The organism is Vibrio artabrorum, from assembly GCF_024347295.1.
Lineage (GTDB): Bacteria > Pseudomonadota > Gammaproteobacteria > Enterobacterales > Vibrionaceae > Vibrio > Vibrio artabrorum.
The window spans coordinates 172,188-195,116 of sequence record NZ_AP025458.1 but is presented as its reverse complement, the minus strand read 5'-3'; the positions used below and the strand labels follow the sequence as shown (position 1 = coordinate 195,116).

The following is a 22,929-nucleotide window of genomic DNA, read 5'->3' as shown; positions in this document are numbered from 1 at the left end:
AACAAAACCTAATTATAAATTTTTAAGGACAAGAAAATGGCTGAAGCAGCACAACAAGACGCACAACAAAACTTCGCAATCCAACGTATCTTCCTAAAAGACGTCTCTTTCGAAGCGCCAAACTCTCCAGACATGTTTCAAAAAGAGTGGAACCCAGATGTAAAACTGGACCTAGACACTCAAAGCCGTGAACTTGGCGAAGGCGTTTACGAAGTAATCCTACGTCTAACGGTTACCGTTAAGAATGCAGAAGACACAGCATTCCTTTGTGAAGTTCAACAAGGCGGTATCTTCTCTGCAAGCGAAATGGAAGCGGGTCAGCTCGCTCATTGCCTAGGGGCATTCTGCCCGAACATCCTGTTCCCATACGCTCGTGAAACGATTTCTAGCCTAGTGGTTAAAGGTACGTTCCCACAACTGAACCTAGCGCCTGTAAACTTTGATGCTTTGTTCATGAACTACCTACAAAACCAAGCTCAACAAGCTGAAGGCGAACAGGCTTAGTTGTAAGGCAGAACTTGACTCTGATGAATGCTAAATAGCTTATTTTTAAAGAAGCTCGACTTTTATTGGATAGCTAGTTTTTGTTAAATAGTTAGTTTTAAATGCATATCGCAGCTTCTGCGATGTGCATTTTTTATTTACACTGTATTTTGATAAAGAGTATTTTCTTATCCGATTAGAAAATGTCTCAAGCACTCTTTGATTTCCCTCATTATTCTTAGGTGGAAGCATGACAGAAACAACTCGCGCGACAGTCGCTTACGGTAAAGACAGCGCTTACGGCAAACACATCACAATGGCTGTCATTGGTGCTGGTTCTTACGGAACATCCTTAGCGATATCTCTAGCGCGTAACGGTGCCAATGTTGTTCTTTGGGGCCATGACCCTGTTCATATGGCTCGCCTTGAATCTGAGCGCGCGAACAATGAGTTTCTGCCCAATATCGATTTTCCAGAAAGCCTAATCATCGAAACAGACCTTGAGAAAGCGGTAACCGCTAGTCGTGATCTTCTTGTTGTCGTCCCGAGCCACGTGTTTGGTCTCGTTTTAAATAGCCTAAAGCCTCACTTAACAACAGACTCTCGCATCTGTTGGGCAACGAAAGGCTTAGAGCCAGAAACAGGCCGACTGCTTAAAGATGTCGCACATGATGTGCTTGGTGATGGCTACTCACTGGCGGTTTTATCTGGTCCTACTTTCGCTAAAGAGTTAGCGATGGGTATGCCAACAGCTATCTCTGTCGCTTCACCTGATAAGGCTTTCCTAGAAGAGCTTCAAGAAAAAATTCACTGTGACAAAACGTTCCGCGTATACGCCAACTCAGATTTCATTGGTATGCAACTTGGTGGCGCAGTCAAAAATGTCATCGCTATCGGCGCAGGCATGTCGGATGGTATTGGCTTTGGTGCTAATGCACGTACCGCACTCATCACTCGAGGCTTAGCTGAAATGAGTCGATTGGGGGCTGCGCTTGGCGCACAACCTGAAACCTTTATGGGTATGGCAGGATTGGGTGACCTAGTGCTAACCTGTACCGATAACCAATCACGTAACCGCCGTTTTGGCTTGGCGTTAGGCTCAGGTAAAGACGTCGACACTGCACAAGAAGAAATTGGTCAAGTGGTCGAAGGTTATCGCAACACCAAAGAAGTTTGGTTACTGTCTGAGCGCATGGGTGTTGAGATGCCGATTGTTGAACAAATTTATCAAGTGTTGTATCAAGGAAAAGATGCCCACTTAGCGGCGCAAGACCTGCTTGCTCGAGATAAGAAGTCTGAAAGATAACACAAATACAATGCTCGTCATTCCAGAATTGAGGAACAGAGTATCTGGAGCCTTCTAGGCTCGTATCTGGGGTTGGTAATTTAGAATGGATGGTAAAATGAAACACTGTGAACAACTAAAAGTTTGGCAATGCATTGTGAAGGAAGCTCGACAGCAGTCGGAGCAAGAGCCTATGCTTGCGAGTTTTTATCATGCCACCATCATCAACCATGAAAGTTTAGGCGCAGCGCTCAGTTATATTCTGGCAAATAAGTTAAAGACAGCGTCCATGCCAGCAATGGCGGTGCGTGAAGTGGTAGAGCAAGCATTTAAGCAGGATCCGTCGATTATTGATGCTGCTGCTTGTGATATTTGCGCGACGGTGACTCGAGATCCTGCGGTCGAGATGTACTCGATGCCTCTGCTTTATTTGAAAGGCTACCACGCTCTGCAAGGTTATCGAGTGGCTAACTGGCTATGGAAGCAAGGCCGTATCGCCCTTGCTACTTACCTACAAAACCAGATATCGGTGGCTTGCCAAGTGGATATTCACCCGGCTGCGCGTATCGGTAAAGCGATCATGCTCGACCACGCTACCGGTATTGTGATTGGTGAAACGGCCATCGTCGAAAATGATGTGTCGATTCTTCAAGACGTGACTCTTGGTGGTACTGGCAAAGAGGGAGGCGATCGTCACCCTAAGATTCGTGAAGGTGTCATGATCGGTGCCGGTGCGAAAATACTCGGCAACATAGAAGTCGGTGAAGGCGCTAAGATTGGCTCATGTTCTGTGGTTCTACAAGCGGTGCCACCGCACACGACCGTCGCCGGGGTACCAGCAAAAATTGTCGGTAAACCGAAGACGGATAAACCTTCACTAGATATGGATCAGGGGTTCAATGGTCGCTCACAGAATTTTATTGATGGTGACGGTATTTAAGAGCCGACATAAGATTCGAGCTACCGGAATATAAAAAATCGACAACTGATGAACATAAACTAAATGACGATAATGATGAAAAAAATTCGAGCCATTAGCAGGACTCTTTTGCTATTAACTAGCCTATGCACGGTTATTTTATCGACTTCGTCACTTGCTGCTCCCCATGGTGAATTAAAAGGTGTTTCGAGTGAAATATCTCGTCAACAAAAAAACCTCTCTTCACAGCAAAAAAAACTCGACCGCTTGCAAGCAAACCTCAAGCAACAAGAGTTATCCATTGCTTCGCTCGAAAAGGCAATCCGAGACAGTAAAAAGCAGCTCAATACCGCTAATGTCAATATTGCTAACTTAAACACCAAGATTAAAGCCCTTACGCTTCAGAAAAAAAACCATACCGACAAGTTAAAGCAGCTGATTCAAACTTACTACATGACAAGCCGAGCTAAAGCAGCTTCTCATATTCTTAATACTGGAGTAGAAGACGATCGCATCAGTCATTACTATCAACACCTTGCTAAAGCTCGCTCCGCCACCATAAAAACGATTGAACAAACACAATCAGAATTAGAAGAAAGCCATAAGCAGCGCCAACTTGAGCAGGAGCAAATCGTGACGCTGTTAAAACAGCAAACCACCAAGCGCGATAAACTCACTCAAACTCAAACACAGCGTAAGAAAACCGTGGGGAGTATTAAAAAGAACATCTCCGGCGACAAAAATTATTTGGCCGAGCTTCAACGTAATGAAACTCGCCTAAAAGCGGAAATAGCCAAAGCAGAAAAAGCCGCGCGCGAGAGACGCAACGCTGTACTTATGGACGGTTTAGCCAAACGTAAAGGAAAATTACCTTGGCCAATCAAAGGCCGAGTTTTGCATAGCTACGGTTCACGTCAAACGGGCCAGATTAATTGGAAAGGTATCGTGATCAGCGCGCAATACGGTCAACAGGTAAAATCGGTCTATTCCGGTACTGTCGTTTTTGCCGAGTATTTACGTGGCTATGGTTTAGTGGTGCTGCTTGATCATGGTAAAGGTGATATGACGCTCTACGGATTTAACCAAGCACTTCTGAAAAAGGAGGGCGACAAAGTGAAAGCGGGCGAAGCTATTGCCCTTGCAGGCGATACCGGTGGACAAACTCGCCCATCACTGTACTTTGAGATTCGCAGAAATAGCCGAGCTCAAAACCCAAAAAGTTGGTTAGTTAGATAAAGAGCAGATACGGGATGCGAGTAATCGAGATAAGAAGAGCAAAGCAAGTCATTGAGAATATCTGTATTCGCATTTCTCAGACTTCGTCATTCCAGAATTGAGGAACGAAATATCTGGAATCTCGCTATGATATTGCAAGCCTCGAGGATCACCAGGGATTCCCTATTACGCTCGTCCCTCGCGGTAGGGAATGACGTGGCAAATAGTTCATTACCCACATCTGGATTTAGCTATTCAACGCCCTGACACCATCTTCCAACAGTGTCAGTTGCTCAAAACCTTGCGCCGTCGCAATCGGCTTAACGGTCGCGATCATCTGCAGCATTCCTTTATGGACGACTTGCTCGGTAATTTGAGCTTTTGGAGACATCGCAGATTGATAAGCCAACCAACCCGATGCGATCAAGTGAAGAGAAGTGACCATCGACTTCATTTCTGTATCTGTTGCTTTGAGCAAGCTCAATTCAACGAAGGCTCTCATGATATCCACTAAATTCGTTTGCAGCTTTTCTTGTACCGCCATGTAATCAAGGTGGAGCTGCGCATCACGAGACAATATTTCGGGCAAGTTCGCATAAAAGAATCGGTACTTCCACATCAGCGTGAAGATAGAATCTAAGTAGTGTTTTAATAGCGTGAGGCTTTCTTGCTGCCCCTGAATGGGTGCAAACCTTTCAAGTAACTCGGTTGAATAGAGAGTGAAAATATCACGGACAATTTCTTGTTTGTTGCGGAAGTGGTAGTAGAGGTTACCTGGGCTGATCTCGATATACTCTGCAATATGATTGGTTGTAATACTACGCTCGCCGTGCTCATTAAAAAGATCTAGAGCTGCGTAAACAATCTTGTCACGTGTTTTCATTGGTCATTAATATCCCTATCCGTTTAGTGGTTCAGTATATCGCCACTAAACGAATAGATCGAGCTGTTAACATCGGGTCGAATTATCAAGCGCTAACATTCAGCTTGCAATCGATCGTTGCTGCAATCAATCACTGCCAAACAGATCTCGCGTGTAAACCTTATCTGCAACGTCTGATATTTCATCCACCATTCGGTTAGATACAATCACATCCGATACGGCTTTGAACTCTTCGAGGTCAGAATAAACCTTCGAGTTAAAGAAATGCTCTTCTTTTAACACTGGTTCGAATACGACCACTTCAATACCTTTGGCTTTCAAACGCTTCATGATGCCTTGAATCGATGATGCTCGGAAATTGTCAGAGCCAGCTTTCATGATCAATCGATAGATACCAACGATTTTAGGCGAACGTTTGATAATTGAATCCGCAATAAAATCTTTACGGGTTCGGTTCGCATCAACAATCGCACCGACAATGTTGTTCGGCACATCTTGATAGTTAGCTAATAGCTGCTTGGTATCTTTGGGTAAACAGTAACCACCATAACCAAATGAAGGGTTGTTGTAATGATTGCCAATACGTGGGTCTAAGCCCACCCCTTCGATGATCTGACGTGAATCCAAACCATGCGCTTCCGCGTAAGAGTCCAGCTCATTGAAATAAGAGACGCGCATTGCTAAATAAGTATTAGAGAACAGCTTTACTGCTTCCGCTTCTGTAGCGTTGGTAAACAGTACATCAATATTCTCTTTTTCAGCGCCTTCGACCAGCAGATTCGCAAACACTTTAGCTCGCTCAGAACATTCCCCAACAATAATGCGTGATGGGTGCAGATTATCGTACAGGGCTTTGCCTTCGCGTAAAAACTCTGGTGAGAACATAATATTTTCACAATTCAAATCTTGCTTAACGCGCTCAGTATAGCCAACAGGTACCGTTGATTTAATAACCATCACCGCATCCGGATTGATATCCATAACGTCTTTAATGACTGATTCTACAGAGCTGGTATCAAAATAATTGTTTTTGGGATCATAATCGGTGGGTGTCGCTATGATGACAAAGTCAGCATCTTTGTAAGCCGCTTTATCCGTTGTCGCTCTGAAGTTCAGCGTCTTATGTGATAGAAAGTGCTCAATCTCATTGTCTGCAATCGGCGACTGTTTATTATTTAGCATTGTCACTTTGTCATCGATAATATCTACCGCGACGACTTCATGATGTTGTGCTAACAGCATTGCGTTTGATAGACCCACATACCCCGTACCGGCGATTGCAATTTTCATGATAATACCTATAGTTTTGAGTCATTAACTCAACATAATTTATAACTTAGCTTGCTGTATCATACTCTGGTTGGGGAATTATTCCACTAGCCCGCCTTATCCATTCCTTGCTATACTCGTGACAGTTTTGTATTCAAAAGAGTTAGAAAATTATGATTATCGTAACTGGTGGTGCTGGCATGATTGGCAGCAATATTGTTAAGGCGCTCAATGAAGCGGGCCACAACGATATTCTAGTCGTCGACAACTTAAAAGATGGTAAGAAATTTAAGAACCTTGTCGACCTCGACATTACGGATTACATGGATCGTGATGACTTTCTAACTCAAGTAATGGCCGGTGATGATTTTGGTCATATTGAAGCTGTTTTCCATGAAGGTGCATGCTCTGCTACCACTGAGTGGGATGGCAAATATATGATGCTCAATAACTATGAGTACTCAAAAGAGCTACTTCATTACTGTGTTGAGCGTGAAATTCCTTTCTTGTATGCCTCTTCTGCTGCTACTTACGGTGAAACCGAGACTTTCATCGAAGAAAGAGAATACGAAGGTGCATTGAATGTCTACGGTTATTCAAAACAACAATTTGATAACTATGTTCGTCGCTTAACTGCTGACGCCGCTGCACACAACGAAACGCTGTCGCAAATCGTAGGGCTTCGTTATTTCAATGTTTATGGTCCGCGCGAGCAACACAAAGGCAGCATGGCTTCTGTAGCCTTCCACCTAAACAACCAAATGAATGCCGGTGAAAATCCAAAGCTATTCGCAGGTAGCGAAACCTTTAAGCGTGATTTTGTGTATGTTGGTGATGTCGCGGCGGTAAACTTGTGGTTCTTAGAGAATGGGGTATCTGGCATCTTCAACTTAGGTACAGGTAACGCTGAGTCTTTTGAAGAAGTCGCAAAAGCAGTCATCAAGCACCATGGTAAAGGTGAAATCGAAACCATTCCTTTCCCTGAACATTTAAAAGGTGCTTACCAAGAATTCACTCAAGCTGACTTAACCAAGCTTCGCAATACAGGCTGCGATATTGCGTTTAAAAGCGTAGCAGAAGGCGTTGCTGAGTACATGAAGATCGCAAACGCATAACGGTATATTTCAGATTAAAACGGATATTATTCCCTACTTTTAGGGCGTATTATTGGACAATCTAATCCGTATAATCATTCCCCGAGTAACCGGTATAACGTTAACTCTCTGATTTAAAAAATGTAGTGAATGAATGACCACACAACGTAATGATTTTGATCCAAAAGCTTACAATCCTGAGTTTGAATGGGGATTTCTAGCGCCTAAATACTGGGGTACCTGGATCGCGATTCTGTTATCGTCTTTAGTCTGCTTCTTGCCTAATAGTATTCGTTTAGTGTTCGCTAAGTTTATGGCGAGGCAAGCAGTCAAAATCAAAAATAAGGCAAACCGCCGAGCTCGAGTGAACCTTGAGATGTGCTTCCCTGAACAGTCTATAGAGCAGCGTGAAGAGCTCCTTTATAAATCGTATGTTACTTCTATATCGTTTTTGATGAGCTTTGCTGCACTGACACTAAAGAGTAAAGGCTGGCTAGAAAATAACACATCAATAAATGGCTTAAGCAACCTAACCGATATCACGGACAGTGGCGAGAATGTAATTTTGTTGGTTCCGCACACGTGGGCCATTGATATTCCAGCCGTATTATTAGCATCACGTAACCTTCCGGTCTCTGCGATGGCGAAAGCACAAAAAAACAAACTCAGCGACTGGTTGATGCACAGGCAACGCGTACAGTACGGTGGCCGAGTTTATGACCGTAGTGGGGGCATCAAGCCTTTCATCAAGTCAGTACGTGATGGCTACCTTGGTTATTACCTTCCGGATGAAGATCTTGGTCGTGAGCACAGTGTCTTCGTTGATTTTTTTGCAACTCAAAAAGCAACTATTTCAGGTCTCGGTCGACTCTCTAAGCTGAGCAAGGCTAAAATTGTCCCGCTGTTTGCTCAATACGATAGCTGTACTGGTCAATACACTCTGGACTTCTACCCTGCTCTACCATTCCCAACAGACAGTGAAGAGCAAGATGCACGCATGATGAATCAATGTATTGAAAACTATGTGAGCAAAAACCCAGAGCAATACATGTGGATCTTAAGATTGCTTAAGACTCGTCCTGAAAGCAATCTTAATCCTTATAGCAACTAGCATTACTTTGAACCATATGAATATTAATAAAAAAAATCGTCTCTATACCGCGTTACTGCTACTGCCTTACTTTTTTGCGGTGACAGGCATGTTAATTTTAGACAGTGGCGATAAAAAAATGATCCCACTGTTTTTGATTAGTATCATCGTTAGTCTATTAGCATTAAAAAAAGAAACTATATTAAATAACATACAGAGCCCATTTGTATGGTTAATTAGCGCTTTATGTATATATACTGCGTTTAGCTATTATTATCATGGTTCCAGTTCTCGAGAACTAAGAACACTGATTGGAGTTACTCTTTTTCTTATAGCTTTTCCATACCAAATGCTTACTCAAAAAGTAATTCAATGGGTAGTTTTAATAGGTAGTTTGGCAATCTGCGCCAATAGCGTCTATTTCAACTTTTATATAGGTACAGGACGCTATGCTGGTTATATAAACCCGATACCCTACTCAACCGCGTGCGCATTGATATCCATAATCGCATTCTCTTTATTGCTAGATAATTCACCCTTAAAGGAGAAAGCACTTCCTTTGACAGCTTTTTCACTATCATTACCACCTATAATCCTAAGTGAAACTAGAGGGATTTGGTTGGCGTTCACTTTAAGTATCTTTTTTATAATCATTACTAAATGTATTAAAAACCCGCCTTCGAGAAAATATATATTATTTTCATTTTTATTCACAGCCATTTTAACGTCTACTGGCGCTTTCTTATTTAAAGATAAAATAAATGCGAGATATAACCAGACCATCTATGAAGTCAAAAAGATTCAATCCGGAAATTATAGCACCTCCGTTGGGATTAGGTTACAACTATGGCAGGTAGCCCCTGAATTAATAAAACAAAAACCACTACTAGGTCATGGGGATAAGCAGGTAAAAGTATTAAAAGAAAAATTAGAGGATGGCGAAATTTCTGGCGTAATTTTCAAGTTTGCTTCACGTCATTACCACAATCAATTTTTGGATAAAATGGTTAAGTCTGGAGTTATAGGCCTAATATTAATTATCAGCATACTGCTTTACCCACTAATGATATTCAAGCACCTACCACAGCTCGATAGATATATCACAATTGGTTTGGTTTGCCTATTCTTTATTGCTGGGTTAACTGATGTGCCTTTTAATCATCCTCAACCCCTGATGTTATATTTATTATTTCTAGTCCCTATTTGCTCAAGATGTAAGAGAGATACTAATGACTAAAATTTTCGTTATTAATTTAGAGTCTTCGGTAGAAAGAAGAAAAAATATCAGTCATCAACTCGATGAATTATCTCTTTCTTTTGAGTTTTTTTCGGCGATAGATGGTCGAATGTCACCACCTCATCCGCTACTGAAACGTTATAATGATGATTTGAGCCAAACATACCGAGCAAAGACACTAAGTGCAGGACAACTAGGCTGCTATGCAAGCCATTTTTTATTATGGGAAAAGTGTGTTGAACTCAACCAACCAATAATCATAATCGAAGATGACGCTCTTATATTTAAAGAGACATTTATTAATTTTATACAGGACATCCCAGAGTTACCTAACCATATAGAATGCATTCGTTTATTTAAAAACAAACGTCGAAAGTATCGTTCTTATTCTATATTTGAGTGTAGTTCAACCAGAATACATAAGTTCACTAAAGGTCACATGAGTGCTACAGGCTATTTTCTAACACCCTCGGGCGCAAAAAAACTACTTAATAACTCAAATGAATGGTATATGGCCGTCGATATTTATATGGATCGATTCTGGATAAACGATGTAGAATGCTACGGAACTGCAACTCCTTGCTTAACAAACGATCCTAAGTTTGAGTCTGATATCGGATATGAGAAACGAACTACGACAAGAAACTTGTTCAAGAAATGTAAGCGTGAGTGGTTTAATTTAAACGAAAGTATTCGACGTCATATACATAATTTAAAATTCAAATTTAGCATGAAAAAACAATGATATTTATACAGTTAGAATGCTCTCATACATACAAATCAACACGTAGCCTAGCGGAGTAAATCATGGATAATAACATTTCAAATCTGTATATTTGCTCTACAGTAAGGCATGTCATGCTAAGTGTCTTTCATGCCATTAAATCAGATAAAAAATCAACCATCGTATTATTTAATGACTACCAGAACATCCCTCCAGAACTTATAAACACACATAAACTACCAAGTAAAATAAAAATCACATTAGCTAGTCGATATGATTTAACATCAGAAATAAAACAAAAAAAATTCATTGGAAATTTCATATTAAAATCGTCCATAGTTGGCTTTCGTATTCCTGATTTTTTGAAGAGAACTTTAACCAACTACATTAACAATTACAAAAAAAACATAATACCTGACACGGGTTGTTATGAACTATTTGTTTTCAATGACGACAATAAGATGTCTAGACTATTTAGATTACTGGTTCCAACCTATAAAATGATTGAAGATGGGATGAGGAACTACATTGAAATCCCCATTCAGAGTCCAATAAAGAAAATAATTAGAACACTTAAGAACTACCCTTCAAAGACGATGATAATGGGAGAAAGGAGGGAGTGTCTAGAAATCCACCTTCTTTCTCCCGAAAAATCACTATCGAAAGTGAAAAATAAAGTAAAGAAACTTACTTTACCAAAATCAGGGTATGCAATTGAGGTACTTTCAAAGCTATTCCAAGTCGATAGTTATAATCATAATAAAGGCACTATAATTATAGCTACTCAGCCGACATCTAAAGAAAATACTCTACGATTCAAAGATGTAAACTTTGTTAAAAAAGTCTATCAAGGCATTTATATGCAGGCCATAAATGCTGGCTATAATGTTGTTTTAAAACTACACCCTTCAGAACCAAAAGACGATTATAACAAATTCTTTGAAGACGTTGAACAATTACCACCAAAACTTCCTGTTGAACTATTCCTAATGCTATCGAATAAGAAGATGGGGATTGTGTCATTATTTTCATCAGTTGGTATGGGGCTGGAGGAGTACTGTGACGTTTTTCAAATATTGAAGCAAGAAGAAATAGCCGACGCAATCAAAAGCATCGCAAGCTTTGAGCAAAACCCTGCAGAGTTAGATCTCAGGATTAAGCAAATTTTACAAAAAATTAAATTATAATTTTAGTACAATTACTTAAATTACTTATCCAGTTCCATTCAACATAAAGAGTAACTCTATGACTAATGCCTTATCACTTATCGGTCGTACTGAGATGCTGTTCAAGTCTGATATAAAACAGCACCAATATGAACTAGCGGACATAATATCAAAATCTCGCTTTCTTGTTTTAGGTGGAGCAGGCTCAATCGGACAAGCTGTAACCAAAGAAATCTTCAAACGTAACCCCAAGAAGCTGCATGTTGTTGATATTAGTGAAAACAACATGGTTGAGCTAGTTCGTGATATCCGTAGCTCATTTGGTTACATTGATGGCGACTTCCAAACATTTGCTTTAGATATTGGTTCTCTAGAGTACGATGCGTTCATTAAAGCAGATGGTCAATTCGATTATGTACTGAACTTATCTGCACTTAAGCACGTTCGAAGTGAAAAAGATCCCTATACATTGATGCGAATGATCGATGTGAATGTCTTTAATACAGATAAAACCATCCAACAGTCGATTGATGCTGGCGCAAAAAAGTACTTCTGCGTTTCTACTGACAAAGCAGCAAACCCAGTCAATATGATGGGCGCATCGAAGCGTATCATGGAAATGTTTCTAATGCGTAAAAGCGAGCAAATGGCCATATCAACAGCACGCTTTGCCAATGTTGCATTTTCGGACGGCTCACTATTGCATGGGTTCAACCAGCGCATTCAAAAACGCCAACCTATCGTGGCTCCCAACGATATCAAGCGTTACTTCGTGACACCTCAAGAGTCAGGTGAGCTATGTCTAATGTCCTGTATCTTTGGTGAAAACCGTGACATTTTCTTCCCTAAACTGAGTGAAGCTCTGCACCTTATTTCGTTTGCTGATATTGCTGTGAAATACTTAGAGCAACTTGGCTATGAGCCTCACCTTTGTGAAACAGAAGAAGAAGCTCGACAATTGGCTCATACTCTTCCAGAACAAGGGAAGTGGCCATGCCTGTTCACAGCAAGTGATACAACGGGCGAGAAAGATTTTGAAGAATTTTTCACAGATAAAGAAGAGTTGGACATGTCTCGATTTAAAAATCTTGGAATCATTAAAAACGCCCCTCTTTATGAGCAAGAGCTACTTGCTTTATTTGAACACCGAATTTCAGAGATGAAGAGTTTGGGAGCTTGGGACAAGAAACAAATTGTAGAACTCTTCTTTACCATGCTCCCTGATTTTGGGCACAAAGAAACCGGTAAATACCTCGATAGTAAGATGTAAGCGGAGTACGTAATGAGAGCGACATCGATTATTGAATTTGTTCGAGATACCTATAAAACTGACGAATTCATTCCGTTACATGCACCAACGTTTAGTGGTAACGAAAAATCCTACGTAATGGAAACGATTGAAAGTACCTTTGTTTCTAGCGTTGGCAAATTTGTTGATGACTTTGAGCGAAAAATTGAAGCGTATACAGGGGCGGCTAAAGCGGTAGCGACCGTCAATGGTACTGCGGCATTACACGCCGCTTTGTACATGGCAGATGTTCAACGCGGAGATCTTGTTATAACTCAAGCTCTGACTTTCGTAGCAACCTGTAACGCCCTTTATCATATGGGGGCTGAGCCGATTTTTGTGGATGTCTCTTCCGTAAGTCTAGGGCTTTGCCCTAAAGCTGTGGACACATTCTTAAATGAGCACGCTGAAGTCACCGAAAGTGGATGTGTTCACAAAAAAACGGGCAAGCGAATTAAAGCCGTCGTGCCTATGCATACCTTTGGTCATCCTGTCGAGCTTGATGAGTTGGTTGCCGTTTGCCTGAAATGGAATCTTGTTCTAGTAGAAGATGCTGCAGAAAGCCTAGGGTCTTTCTATAAAGGTAAGCACACAGGTACAATTGGTGATGTGGGTGCAGTCAGCTTCAATGGTAACAAAATCATTACCACTGGCGGTGGCGGTATGGTTCTATGTAAAACTCAGGAAATAGGAGCCAGGACCAAGCATGTCACTACCACAGCGAAAGTGCCGCATCCTTATGAGTTTTTCCATGATGAACCCGGTTTTAACTACCGCATGCCAAATCTCAATGCTGCGCTTGGTTGCGCCCAGATGGAAGTGATTGAGCAATATCTTGTACAGAAGCGCTCACTTGCCAATCAATATAGCCGTTTATTTGAAGGGAGTGACGTTAAGTTTGTTGTTGAACCAAAATACGCAAAATCCAACTACTGGTTAAATGCCATTATTTGTCCGGATGCTGGACTGCGTGAACATATACTAAAAGAAACAAATGCTGCCGGTGTCATGACTCGCCCAATTTGGAAGTTAATGCATCGTTTACCAATGTTTGAAAATGCCATGCGTGGCGATCTGACTCAATCTGAGTTTATTGAAGCGCATTTGGTTAACTTACCTAGTACTCCAATTCTTAGAGCTGAATGATGCTGAATATGACCATTACAGATTTGCCGTCAGACATATACTATCAGCGAGAATACTCTGCGCTTTATGAAGGTGACGGTGAGCATTTTGAATTTCAGTATAGCGAAGATAGCTCTTATGTTCGGTTTAGTGCTTTAAAACGTCGAATCCAAAGTATCGCAGGCCAGAATATAACTGAAGAGTTGTATGACTTAGAAACACCTTACGGTTACGGAGGTCCAATTTCTAACTCTTCAGACACGCTGTTTTTACAGCGTGCATTTAGTGCATACAGAGAGCATTGCAAAGCTCAAAACATTGTGTGCGAGTTCATTCGTTTTCACCCTTTTAATGCTGTAGGTGCATTGGCATCGTTATTTGACATGCATTTTCCTGAGCGCCAAGTCGTGATTGTTGACCTAGCAAAGAATACCGAAGAGCGACGAAAATTATATTCAAAAACAACAAGAAACATCGTTAGGAGAGCTGAGAAAAACTTATCTGTCGATACAACATCAGTACAACTCTCTGATTTTATTGAGATGTACTACGAAACAATGAAGAAAAATTCAGCCAGTGACTTTTTTTACTTCCAAGAAAACTACTTCCATGATTTGAATGCTTTAGATGGTGTATCTTTACTCGCCACAAAGAAAGAAAGTACATACGCTTCAGTTGGCTTTTTCATGTTCGGGAAAGAACTCGCGCACTACCACTTGTCTGCTAATAATCAGGACATCGCTAAGGAAAATGGCAATTATTTGCTACTTGATGCCGCTTTTGAGCATGCTAAACGCCACGGCTGTCGTTACATGATGCTAGGTGGAGGTCGAACATCTTCTCCAGATGACAGTTTGTTCAAGTTTAAGTCCAAATTCTCTCCTTTAACGATGCCATTTTATATTGCGGGACTGGATTTTTTACCCGAAAAACGCCAGATGTTGAATCAAATGTGGATTGACCAAAGCAAAGATTCTACTATTCCGAAACTATTCCAGTTATACCGAGCTTAGAGGTAACTATGACAAACAAAACTTTTATTATCGCAGAAGCAGGTGTTAACCATAATGGTGACATTGATTTAGCTAAGAAACTGATTGACGCGGCAGTAGAGGCTGGAGTTGATGCCGTAAAGTTCCAAACTTGGAAAACGGAGTTACTCGTCACTGAAGATGCTCAAATGGCTGAGTATCAAGTGGAGAATACTCAACGAGAAGAAACTCAATTTGAAATGCTGAAACGTCTTGAGTTGAGCTACGATGATTTTGCCGAGTTAAAAGCATACTGTGACGCGAAAACGATCACTTTTATGTCAACGCCTGATGAAGAACAGAGTGCAACGTTCCTTGATGATCTACAAGACATTTTCAAAATTGGCTCCGGGGAATTAACGAATACACCTTTCCTACGTCATATTGCTAGTTTTAAAAAACCCGTAATTCTCTCTACAGGAATGGGTTACTTATATGAAGTAGAGCATGCGATTAGCACACTTGCTGAAGCTGGTTTATCGCTTGAAGAGATTACCGTGCTTCACGCTACTACCGATTATCCGACATCACCAGAAGATGTAAACCTAACAGCAATGTTAACGATTCAGAAAGCGTTCCCTGGCGTTACCATTGGATACTCAGATCATACGTTAGGTATTGAAACTCCCATTGCCGCAGTGGCGATTGGAGCAAAAGTTATCGAAAAACATTTTACTCTAGATAACAAAATGGAAGGCCCAGACCACAAAGCTAGTCTAGAGCCTCATGAACTGTCGGATATGGTAACCGCGATTCGCAACATAGAAAAAGCCATGGGATCCGGTTGGAAAGTACCAACCAAAACGGAAAAAGCGAACCGAGATATTGTCAGAAAAAGCATTATTGCAGGCAAGGTGATATCAGCAGGACAAGTTATCTCAGCCGATATGCTAGAAATCAAGCGCCCCGGCAACGGCATTTCTCCAACACGATGGGATGAAGTCGTTAATTCAATCGCGAAGAAAGATTACCAAGTTGGAGAGCTGATCTGATGCGCAAGATATGTGTAGTCACGGCGACCAGAGCGGAATACGGATTGTTAAAGTCTCTACTGGAAGACATTCAAAATGATTCAGCACTTGAGCTTCAAGTTATATCAACAGGCAGCCATTTATCTCCAGAGTTTGGTTTAACGAATCAACAAATTCTTAATGATGGATTTGTCGTGAATAAGACAGTAGAAATCCTGCTTTCCTCGGATACTCCGGTTGGAGTGAGTAAGAGTATGGGTCTTGCGCAAATCAGCTTTTCAGAGGCGTTTGATGAGTTAAAGCCTGATATTGTTGTCGTATTAGGAGATCGTTATGAATTGCTCCCTATCGTTTCCGCGGCAAATATTGCTCGTATTCCAGTGGCGCATTTGAGTGGTGGCGAGCTTACAGAAGGTGCAATCGATGAGTTAATTCGTCATGCCATTACTAAGTTATCCCAACTACACTTTACTGCTATGGATGAGTATTCCACGCGAGTTATTCAGATGGGTGAACAGCCAGAACGTGTATTCACCGTTGGGGAAGTCGGCCTTGATAACTTACTTCGCATGCAGCTGATGTCGAAAGATGAGTTTGAAAATTCCATATCTTGTAAATTAAAAGAGCGGAATTTACTTTTCACTTATCATCCTGAAACGACACAAGAGATCGCAGAAGTCGAAAGAGATTTTAGAGAGATCCTTAGTGCATTAGACACTTTGGAACATACGTTAATCATCTTCACTAAGGCGAATGCTGACGTCGGTGGTCGATTGATAAATAAGTTGATAGATGAATATGTCGCAGAAAATACTGAAAAAACGATTGCATTTACCTCTTTAGGACAACTTCGTTACTTGTCAGCGTTACAGTATATGGATGCTGTAGTTGGAAATTCTTCGAGTGGAATTGTGGAAGCACCATCGTTTAAACTTGCAACAATTAATATTGGTAATCGTCAAAAAGGGCGTGTTCGGGCTAACAGCACTATCGATGTAAGTGCCAACAAGGCAGATCTAACCTCGGCATTGGCTGAAATTTATACTCCGGAATTTAAGGCTGATTTAAAGCATATAATAAACCCTTACGGATGTGGTAACAGCTCTGAAAAAGTGGTACAAACCCTTAAAACTGTTGAACTAAGTAGTTTGAAAACAAAGCAGTTTCATGATGTTAAGTACTGATACTAAAATGGTCGGCGGAGAACAAGAACTTGAGAATGAAGGTCTTTTCTATGGGGTAACCAATAGTGGACGTTCATCATTAAGGTGGGTGATTCGCTCTATGTCTCTTCAACGAAAGAAGGTTCTTGTTCCAGACTTCGTGTGCCAGATAGTTGTGGATGTATTACTTGAGTTTGATATTGAGGTGCATTTTTATCAGGTTCGAGAAGACTTTGAATTTGAACTTCCCAACGAACTAAGAAGTATCAGTGCCATATATCTCGTGAAATATTTCGGCCACGAGAGTCACGCCTTCAACAAACTCATTGAGAGAGCGGATACACCACTCATTATCGATGACGTATTTGGCACTGAAGCGCCTAAAATTCTTGCTGAAGTGCCATGGTGTTACTTCAATAGTTTAAGAAAAATTACAGCGGTAGCGGACTTTAGTCAGTTAGTGTCGAATACACCACTAGCAGCACTATGCAAAGAACGACTACCTAACTTTTCCACTCTTAAGTACAAAGCAAAATCGGCTAAATCTCAATACCTCAATGCTTCAGTAGGGAAAGAGAGTGATTACCTATCACTTTTTTCTAATGCGGAGGACTTACTTGATGAATGTTCTGGAGTATATGAGCCAGAAGATAGAAGTGTATTCTTAGCTTGTCAGTTTTCCCTAAATTACCGAAATGAGCAGAAGATTCGTGTTGAGAACTTGAGAGTTGCTAAAGCAGCACTCGACTCAGAGCTGTTCATAGATATTAATACCAACTTCCCATCTTTCTTACCATTATCATTAGTGAATCGCGATAGAGTTCGAAAAGCATTGATGGGGCATTCTATCTTTTTAGCGGTTCATTGGCCAAAAATAAGGCAAGCGCCTAGTTTATTGTGTGACACTATTCTGTCATTACCGTTAGATAGTCGCTATACGGCGAAAGACATCAAGCGGATATGTGGTTTGATCAAGAAGTTAGACACATGAAAAAAATGAACTTAGAATTGAAACTTGCCAATAATGAACACTTTGACGATTTTTTACGACTAAAGAGTGAACTCCGGAACATATATTGGTCAGGTTTTGGGGAAGCTCCTAAGCGGGAAAATCTAGAACAACACTTCAGATCTGCTATAGAAAGCAGTGCTAGAGAGCTCTACCTGTTACTCGAAAAAAATATTGTGATCGGTTATTTACACAAGAAACAAACCCTGTGAAATTCTGTAGATATGTTAAATATAAAGGTGATGGTCTATGAGCCATGAGTGGAAAAATGTCTTATTAGAACCTTCTTCAACCATTTTAGAAGCTTTGGATATTATAAATAAAGAAGCTTTACGAGTTGCGTTGGTCATAGACAAAAGCAACCATTTAGTTGGAATAGTTACGGATGGTGATATCCGGAGAGGGCTATTAAATAAGCTATCTCTAACTGACCCTATTGCAATGGTTATGAACACTAGCCCAACCGTTGCTAATGTGGGAACAAAAAGAGACGAACTAATTGATTTAATGGAATCAAAGGGAATCCTCTCTATTCCATTGATAAATGACGGGCAAGTTGTAGGGTTAGAGACATTACAAGGAGCCCTCAGCAAACCCAAATATCAAAATCCAGTCTTTATTATGGCTGGAGGTTTTGGTACCCGTTTGAAACCTCTGACAGATAGCTGCCCCAAACCAATGCTAAAGATCGGTGATAAACCAATTCTTGAAACGGTGATACGAAGCTTTACTAAAGCGGGTTTCGTTAACTTTTATATCTCTACGCATTATATGCCAGAGCAAATTCAAAACCATTTTGGCGATGGTAGTGATTTAGGCATTAACATCACCTATATTCATGAAAATGAGCCGCTAGGAACAGGAGGTGCATTAGGCTTATTACCTGATGACCTCCCTGAAGGTTTGCCTCTCATCATGATTAATGGCGATGTTCTAACAAAAGTAGATTTTCAGCGATTATTGGAATTTCATATAGATCATAACGCTGACGCAACAATGTGCGTCCGTGAATATGACTACCAGATCCCTTATGGTGTAATCAATGGCGAAGGAAACAAAATAACGAGTATGGTCGAAAAACCAATACAACGTTTTTTCGTGAATGCTGGTATTTATGTGGTTTCACCTCAAGTCATTGATTCTGTGCCAAAAAATCACCGCATAGATATGCCTACGCTGTTAGAGCAACACATGAATGAACGCAACAATGTATTGATGTTTCCAATCCATGAGTATTGGTTAGATATTGGACGTATGGACGATTTCAATCGAGCGCAGGCTGATATTCATAGCTTAGAGATGTTCTAATGATTGACACTAAAAAAGTATTAGCGATTATCCCTGCCCGTGGTGGCAGTAAGCGACTACCAAGAAAGAACATACTACCTTTAGCTGGAAAACCATTAATTGGGTGGTCAATTGATGCGGCTAAAAACAGTAAATATATCGACCAAATCTTCGTTAGCACTGATGATCAGGAGATAGCGGACGTCTCCTCCCTATTTGGTGTCGATGTTCCAGAACTAAGACCAGACCACTTAGCATCCGATACCGCGACAACAGAAAGCGTTTTAACTTACACGTTAGAAAAATTTGGAAGTGACGTAGATATCATTGTACTGCTTCAACCAACATCGCCTTTACGAACGGCTCAACATATCGATGAAGCATTGGATTTGTTCATTGAAAAACAGGCCTTCTCTGTTGTTTCCGTCACCCCCTGTGAGCACCCGCCGCTTTGGGCTAACACGCTTCCAGACGATGGTGCTATGGGAGACTTTATTCGCCCAGAAGCATTAAAGCGCTCTCAAGATTGCGGTGATTTTTTTAGATTCAATGGCGCTATTTACATCTTCGATGCTCGAAAGCTTATGGAGTATGGTGAAATTAAATACACGGAGGAATCCTTTGCCTACGTGATGGAAAATCGAGTCTCTTTTGATATTGACCAACAATTAGATTTTGAGCTTGCCGAGTTTTTTATAAACAAAGAGGGCTAAATAGCCCTCTTCACTCTATATTTATTGATTAAGTAACTTCTCAAAAAATTCTAGATGCTTCTTCACTGTCACTCGTGAACTGAAGCTTTCATCTAGGCGCTTCTTAGCCGCTTCACTCATGGTTGTGCACTTGGCCTTGTCTTGTGCGAGCTTGTCCATCGCCTCCCCTAACGCCTTGGCGTCACCAGCAGGGACAATATACCCCGTCTCGCCATCTACAACGAGTTCAGGGGCTCCACCGGTAGTCGTAACGACTGATGTTGTGCCGTTTGCCATGGCTTCAACAATCGTACGTGGTAACCCTTCTCCGCTGATCGATGGTTGAACTTGAAAGTCTGCCATACACATGATCGAAGGAATATCAGTACGATGGCCAATGTAGTGAATTCGCTCACTCATAGGACTTGCTTTCATCTCATCAAAATGAGGCTCGTAGCCGCTGCCCGCTAAGATCAAATGGAAGTTCGGTGCAGTAATGTATTTGGTCGCCTCAAGTAAAACAGAGATGCCCTTGCTTGGTCTTACATGCGCGGCTGTAATCGCGACGACATCATCTTCATTCAAACCAAACTCAGAACGCTCGGTTGGTGGCACTTTATACCAATCCAATTCATGCCCTTTGTATATGGTGACCACGTTATCTTTGTTCTTCCAAACGCGCCTCACTACATCTTGTCGAACCGCTTCAGAAACACAGACTATGCCATCTACGCGAGGGTGGAGCTGGGTTAAATAAGCACTCGGATCATGTCGATATAACCCGCCAGTCGTGCCTCGATAAACGACCAATTTAACCTTGAAACCAATACACGCGAACGCCGCATTAGGTATCGTCTTAGAATTAAAAGCATAGCAGATGTCGTAGTCATACGTTTTCAGCTCGTGACGAATCTTTTTAATGGTATCAAAACAAATTTTACGCTTTGGATAACCATCAACAACTCGAATACCACACTCTTCTAACTTTGAGACATGCTCAGATTCGCCCTGAGTCATAATCGTCACTTGGTGACCTTGACGAGCTAGCTCGATAAAAATCGCAGCTTCTGGACGCACACTATTCCATGCATGTAAGTAAGATGCACAAACTAAAATCTTCATCTATCGGTTCCTATTAGCTTGGTCTTTTAAACGGTCATCTGAGCGGTTTTCAAGAATCCACAAACCGACGTATTTATTGAAATTCACTTGAGCGTAAGTCATCGCCATAATGAAGCCGACACTGCCATCCATAAAGCCACGGCGAATGATATACACAAGGAAGAACGTCCATATAGCACGTAATAAAGCCAAGAATAAGCCGTGTGACTTCTTGCCTTTGCGATGATACTTTTGCGAGCCAAGCCAAGCGTACTGCGCAGCTTTATCTAGGCCGTGACCATAGTCACGATGGGTGTAATGAAGCAAATAACCTTTCAATACACCTGTAGACCCTTTATCAGGAACCACCGTCTCGTGAACCTCGTCCAATGTATATCGCGAGCCTTCTCTCTTAAACAGTCTGAGTACTGCACGTGCACTGCGTCCGTACTTAAGTGTCGTTCCATAGAGAGTTACGCCCCAAGGAAGTTTATACGCAGTGTGTTTGATTTGATCTTGTTTTAATAGTTCAACAAGGGCATCACTCATCTCTTCATCTAACGCTTCATCAGCATCGATTGATAACACCCAATCACATGTCGCTTTATCTAGCGCTCTCTGCTTTTGCTTACCAAAGCCAGGCCAATCGGTGATAGTTACGTTATCTGTGTATTTTTGGCATATTTCAACGGTTGTGTCCGTTGAGCCACTGTCTAAAACAATCAGCTCATCAGCAATATCAACGACAGATTTAAGGCAAGTTTCAATTCGGTCTTCTTCATTCTTGGTAATAACAATGACAGACAGGGTATGTTTTCTCATTATTCAGCCCTAGAATTTCCAATAGTTTAATGATTTACGGATTTTAAAGTTACGAATCCAATTTTTTGGCTTATTATCTTGCCAACCACTTTCTAATACATCGCTAATAGCGCTCAGAACTCTCGCTGAGGATTGCCCATCCAAATATGGTGTTATTGACGGGCCGTAATTAGCGATAGCGTTATCTCTGTCTTCATCCGGTAGCATCGCTTGCCTAATTGCTGATTCTAACAGCTCAGCTTGAGTTATATTAATAAAGCTTGCTTGAGGATCTCGATTATTAACCGTGACAACCGGCTTATTAAGCAACAAAAACTCCTGAAATATCGAAGAGTTATCACACACCATCACATCAGCTCGGTGCTGCATTTCAATCACTCGATCATTGTCAAAGAACAGAAGATTATCGCATTCTAACGCCTGATATTTTGCTCGTGTCTCTTGCTTCATTTTAGGGTGCAATGTCACTAACCATTGCCACTGGCTCAGTTGGCTTAGGCGCTTAAGCTCTTCATAAACCAATTCAGCACACGATAAGCTTGGCGAAAAAGTGGAAGCGAATAGAATTTGAGGTCTTTCAAAAAGCTTCTTACTCGCTTGGTAATTAAACAAGCTATCCAGCTTCAACCATCCGGTCTCTTTAACTTGAAAATAGCCGCGCTGCTTAGCGAGCAGTTCCAATGAGTTCGTTCTTTCATGGCCTTCTGTGCAATACAAATCAAATAGACCACGCTCAGGGTATAAGTTCCCTCGTTTGCTTTCATTCAAACCGTGAAATACTTGCACCTTCAAACCTGGGATAAAAGCAGGAACGCGATCACCAGGAACTAAAACAGCAGAAGGATTATAGGCGACAGCTTCAGTCAAAGAAACACGCTGCTCTTGCTCTAATAAAAGATGTTCCGAAGCATCCTCACCGACTAGCAACCATTTAACGTCATGACCAAGTTGCCTCGCGTAGTTATAAAATGGGCGAAGAATAGCAAATGAGTAATTTTGCTCGACATAGAGCAAGAAACGATAAGGTTGATCGGTTTGCATAAGCGATGAGATAAAATTCACCATTTCCGTTTGA

At 41.3% G+C, this 22,929-nt stretch carries 23 protein-coding genes; 18 read left to right on the top strand and 5 right to left on the bottom strand.

The window, feature by feature from the left end:
* The first annotated feature begins 36 nt into the window (after window positions 1-36).
* From secB to OCU36_RS00895, 4 genes are all read left to right on the top strand, one after another.
* Entirely contained in the window at window positions 37-504 is a 468-nt protein-coding gene (gene secB, locus OCU36_RS00910) for a protein-export chaperone SecB (protein WP_009847959.1), read from the top strand.
* Between the two features lie 229 nt (window positions 505-733).
* The gene (gene gpsA / locus OCU36_RS00905; protein WP_261838642.1) at window positions 734-1,789 is read left to right on the top strand and encodes an NAD(P)H-dependent glycerol-3-phosphate dehydrogenase; all 1,056 of its coding nucleotides are present in this window, start codon (window positions 734-736) and stop codon (window positions 1,787-1,789) included.
* 97 nt (window positions 1,790-1,886) lie between these two features.
* Complete coding sequence (gene cysE, locus OCU36_RS00900; RefSeq protein ID WP_261839666.1) at window positions 1,887-2,708, top strand: serine O-acetyltransferase; 822 nt, start codon at window positions 1,887-1,889, stop codon at window positions 2,706-2,708.
* Window positions 2,709-2,771: 63 nt separating this feature from the next.
* Window positions 2,772-3,923, top strand: coding sequence for a murein hydrolase activator EnvC family protein (locus OCU36_RS00895; RefSeq protein WP_261838641.1), 1,152 nt, complete (start codon window positions 2,772-2,774; stop codon window positions 3,921-3,923).
* A gap of 226 nt (window positions 3,924-4,149) precedes the next feature.
* Here the strand turns inward: OCU36_RS00895 and OCU36_RS00890 are convergent, their stop codons facing one another.
* Together OCU36_RS00890 and OCU36_RS00885 are read right to left on the bottom strand one after the other, a co-directional pair.
* Entirely contained in the window at window positions 4,150-4,785 is a 636-nt protein-coding gene (locus tag OCU36_RS00890) for a TetR/AcrR family transcriptional regulator (RefSeq protein ID WP_261838640.1), read from the bottom strand.
* A gap of 126 nt (window positions 4,786-4,911) precedes the next feature.
* Window positions 4,912-6,075 (bottom strand): nucleotide sugar dehydrogenase, encoded by a 1,164-nt coding sequence (locus OCU36_RS00885; RefSeq protein ID WP_261838639.1) that lies wholly within the window; start codon window positions 6,073-6,075, stop codon window positions 4,912-4,914.
* 152 nt (window positions 6,076-6,227) lie between these two features.
* On the opposite strand from OCU36_RS00885, the gene rfaD reads away from it, so the two are divergent.
* From rfaD to OCU36_RS00815, 14 genes are all read left to right on the top strand, one after another.
* A complete protein-coding gene (rfaD, locus tag OCU36_RS00880; RefSeq protein ID WP_261838638.1) occupies window positions 6,228-7,169 on the top strand; it encodes an ADP-glyceromanno-heptose 6-epimerase in 942 nt (313 codons plus the stop codon).
* Between the two features lie 133 nt (window positions 7,170-7,302).
* Entirely contained in the window at window positions 7,303-8,259 is a 957-nt protein-coding gene (gene lpxM / locus OCU36_RS00875; RefSeq protein ID WP_261838637.1) for a lauroyl-Kdo(2)-lipid IV(A) myristoyltransferase, read from the top strand.
* Window positions 8,260-8,275: 16 nt separating this feature from the next.
* Window positions 8,276-9,475 carry an O-antigen ligase family protein gene (locus OCU36_RS00870; RefSeq protein WP_261838636.1) on the top strand — a complete coding sequence of 400 codons (1,200 nt, stop codon included), beginning with the start codon at window positions 8,276-8,278 and terminating at the stop codon, window positions 9,473-9,475.
* Window positions 9,468-10,220, top strand: a complete 753-nt coding sequence (locus OCU36_RS00865; protein WP_261838635.1) for a glycosyltransferase family 25 protein — start codon at window positions 9,468-9,470, stop codon at window positions 10,218-10,220. The genes OCU36_RS00870 and OCU36_RS00865 overlap by 8 nt, the downstream gene beginning before the upstream one ends.
* Window positions 10,221-10,282: 62 nt before the next feature.
* Complete coding sequence (locus tag OCU36_RS00860) at window positions 10,283-11,386, top strand: glycosyltransferase family 52 (protein ID WP_261838634.1); 1,104 nt, start codon at window positions 10,283-10,285, stop codon at window positions 11,384-11,386.
* A gap of 58 nt (window positions 11,387-11,444) precedes the next feature.
* A complete protein-coding gene (locus OCU36_RS00855; protein WP_261838633.1) occupies window positions 11,445-12,635 on the top strand; it encodes a UDP-N-acetylglucosamine 4,6-dehydratase in 1,191 nt (396 codons plus the stop codon).
* Between the two features lie 12 nt (window positions 12,636-12,647).
* Window positions 12,648-13,799 carry a LegC family aminotransferase gene (locus OCU36_RS00850; protein WP_261838632.1) on the top strand — a complete coding sequence of 384 codons (1,152 nt, stop codon included), beginning with the start codon at window positions 12,648-12,650 and terminating at the stop codon, window positions 13,797-13,799.
* A complete protein-coding gene (locus OCU36_RS00845) occupies window positions 13,799-14,791 on the top strand; it encodes a GNAT family N-acetyltransferase (protein ID WP_261839665.1) in 993 nt (330 codons plus the stop codon). The genes OCU36_RS00850 and OCU36_RS00845 overlap by 1 nt, the downstream gene beginning before the upstream one ends.
* Window positions 14,792-14,799: 8 nt before the next feature.
* Window positions 14,800-15,801 carry an N-acetylneuraminate synthase gene (gene neuB, locus OCU36_RS00840; RefSeq protein ID WP_261838631.1) on the top strand — a complete coding sequence of 334 codons (1,002 nt, stop codon included), beginning with the start codon at window positions 14,800-14,802 and terminating at the stop codon, window positions 15,799-15,801.
* Window positions 15,801-16,964 (top strand): UDP-N-acetylglucosamine 2-epimerase, encoded by a 1,164-nt coding sequence (neuC, locus tag OCU36_RS00835; RefSeq protein ID WP_261838630.1) that lies wholly within the window; start codon window positions 15,801-15,803, stop codon window positions 16,962-16,964. Before neuB ends, neuC begins: the two co-directional genes overlap by 1 nt.
* A complete protein-coding gene (locus OCU36_RS00830; protein WP_261838629.1) occupies window positions 16,948-17,934 on the top strand; it encodes a pyridoxal phosphate-dependent transferase in 987 nt (328 codons plus the stop codon). Before neuC ends, OCU36_RS00830 begins: the two co-directional genes overlap by 17 nt.
* Window positions 17,931-18,164: a hypothetical protein gene (locus OCU36_RS00825; RefSeq protein ID WP_261838628.1), complete on the top strand. Its 234-nt coding sequence runs from the start codon at window positions 17,931-17,933 to the stop codon at window positions 18,162-18,164. The genes OCU36_RS00830 and OCU36_RS00825 overlap by 4 nt, the downstream gene beginning before the upstream one ends.
* A 37-nt stretch (window positions 18,165-18,201) precedes the next feature.
* Window positions 18,202-19,260, top strand: coding sequence for a nucleotidyltransferase family protein (locus tag OCU36_RS00820; protein WP_261838627.1), 1,059 nt, complete (start codon window positions 18,202-18,204; stop codon window positions 19,258-19,260).
* A complete protein-coding gene (locus OCU36_RS00815) occupies window positions 19,260-19,952 on the top strand; it encodes an acylneuraminate cytidylyltransferase family protein (RefSeq protein ID WP_261838626.1) in 693 nt (230 codons plus the stop codon). Before OCU36_RS00820 ends, OCU36_RS00815 begins: the two co-directional genes overlap by 1 nt.
* Window positions 19,953-19,973: 21 nt before the next feature.
* Here the strand turns inward: OCU36_RS00815 and OCU36_RS00810 are convergent, their stop codons facing one another.
* The 3 genes from OCU36_RS00810 to OCU36_RS00800 are packed head-to-tail and all read right to left on the bottom strand — an operon-like array spanning window position 19,974 to window position 22,895.
* A complete protein-coding gene (locus OCU36_RS00810) occupies window positions 19,974-21,053 on the bottom strand; it encodes a glycosyltransferase family 4 protein (RefSeq protein ID WP_261838625.1) in 1,080 nt (359 codons plus the stop codon).
* Window positions 21,054-21,854: a glycosyltransferase family 2 protein gene (locus OCU36_RS00805; protein WP_261838624.1), complete on the bottom strand. Its 801-nt coding sequence runs from the start codon at window positions 21,852-21,854 to the stop codon at window positions 21,054-21,056.
* A gap of 9 nt (window positions 21,855-21,863) precedes the next feature.
* Window positions 21,864-22,895 carry a UDP-N-acetylglucosamine 2-epimerase gene (locus OCU36_RS00800; RefSeq protein WP_261838623.1) on the bottom strand — a complete coding sequence of 344 codons (1,032 nt, stop codon included), beginning with the start codon at window positions 22,893-22,895 and terminating at the stop codon, window positions 21,864-21,866.
* Window positions 22,896-22,929 lie beyond the last annotated feature (34 nt).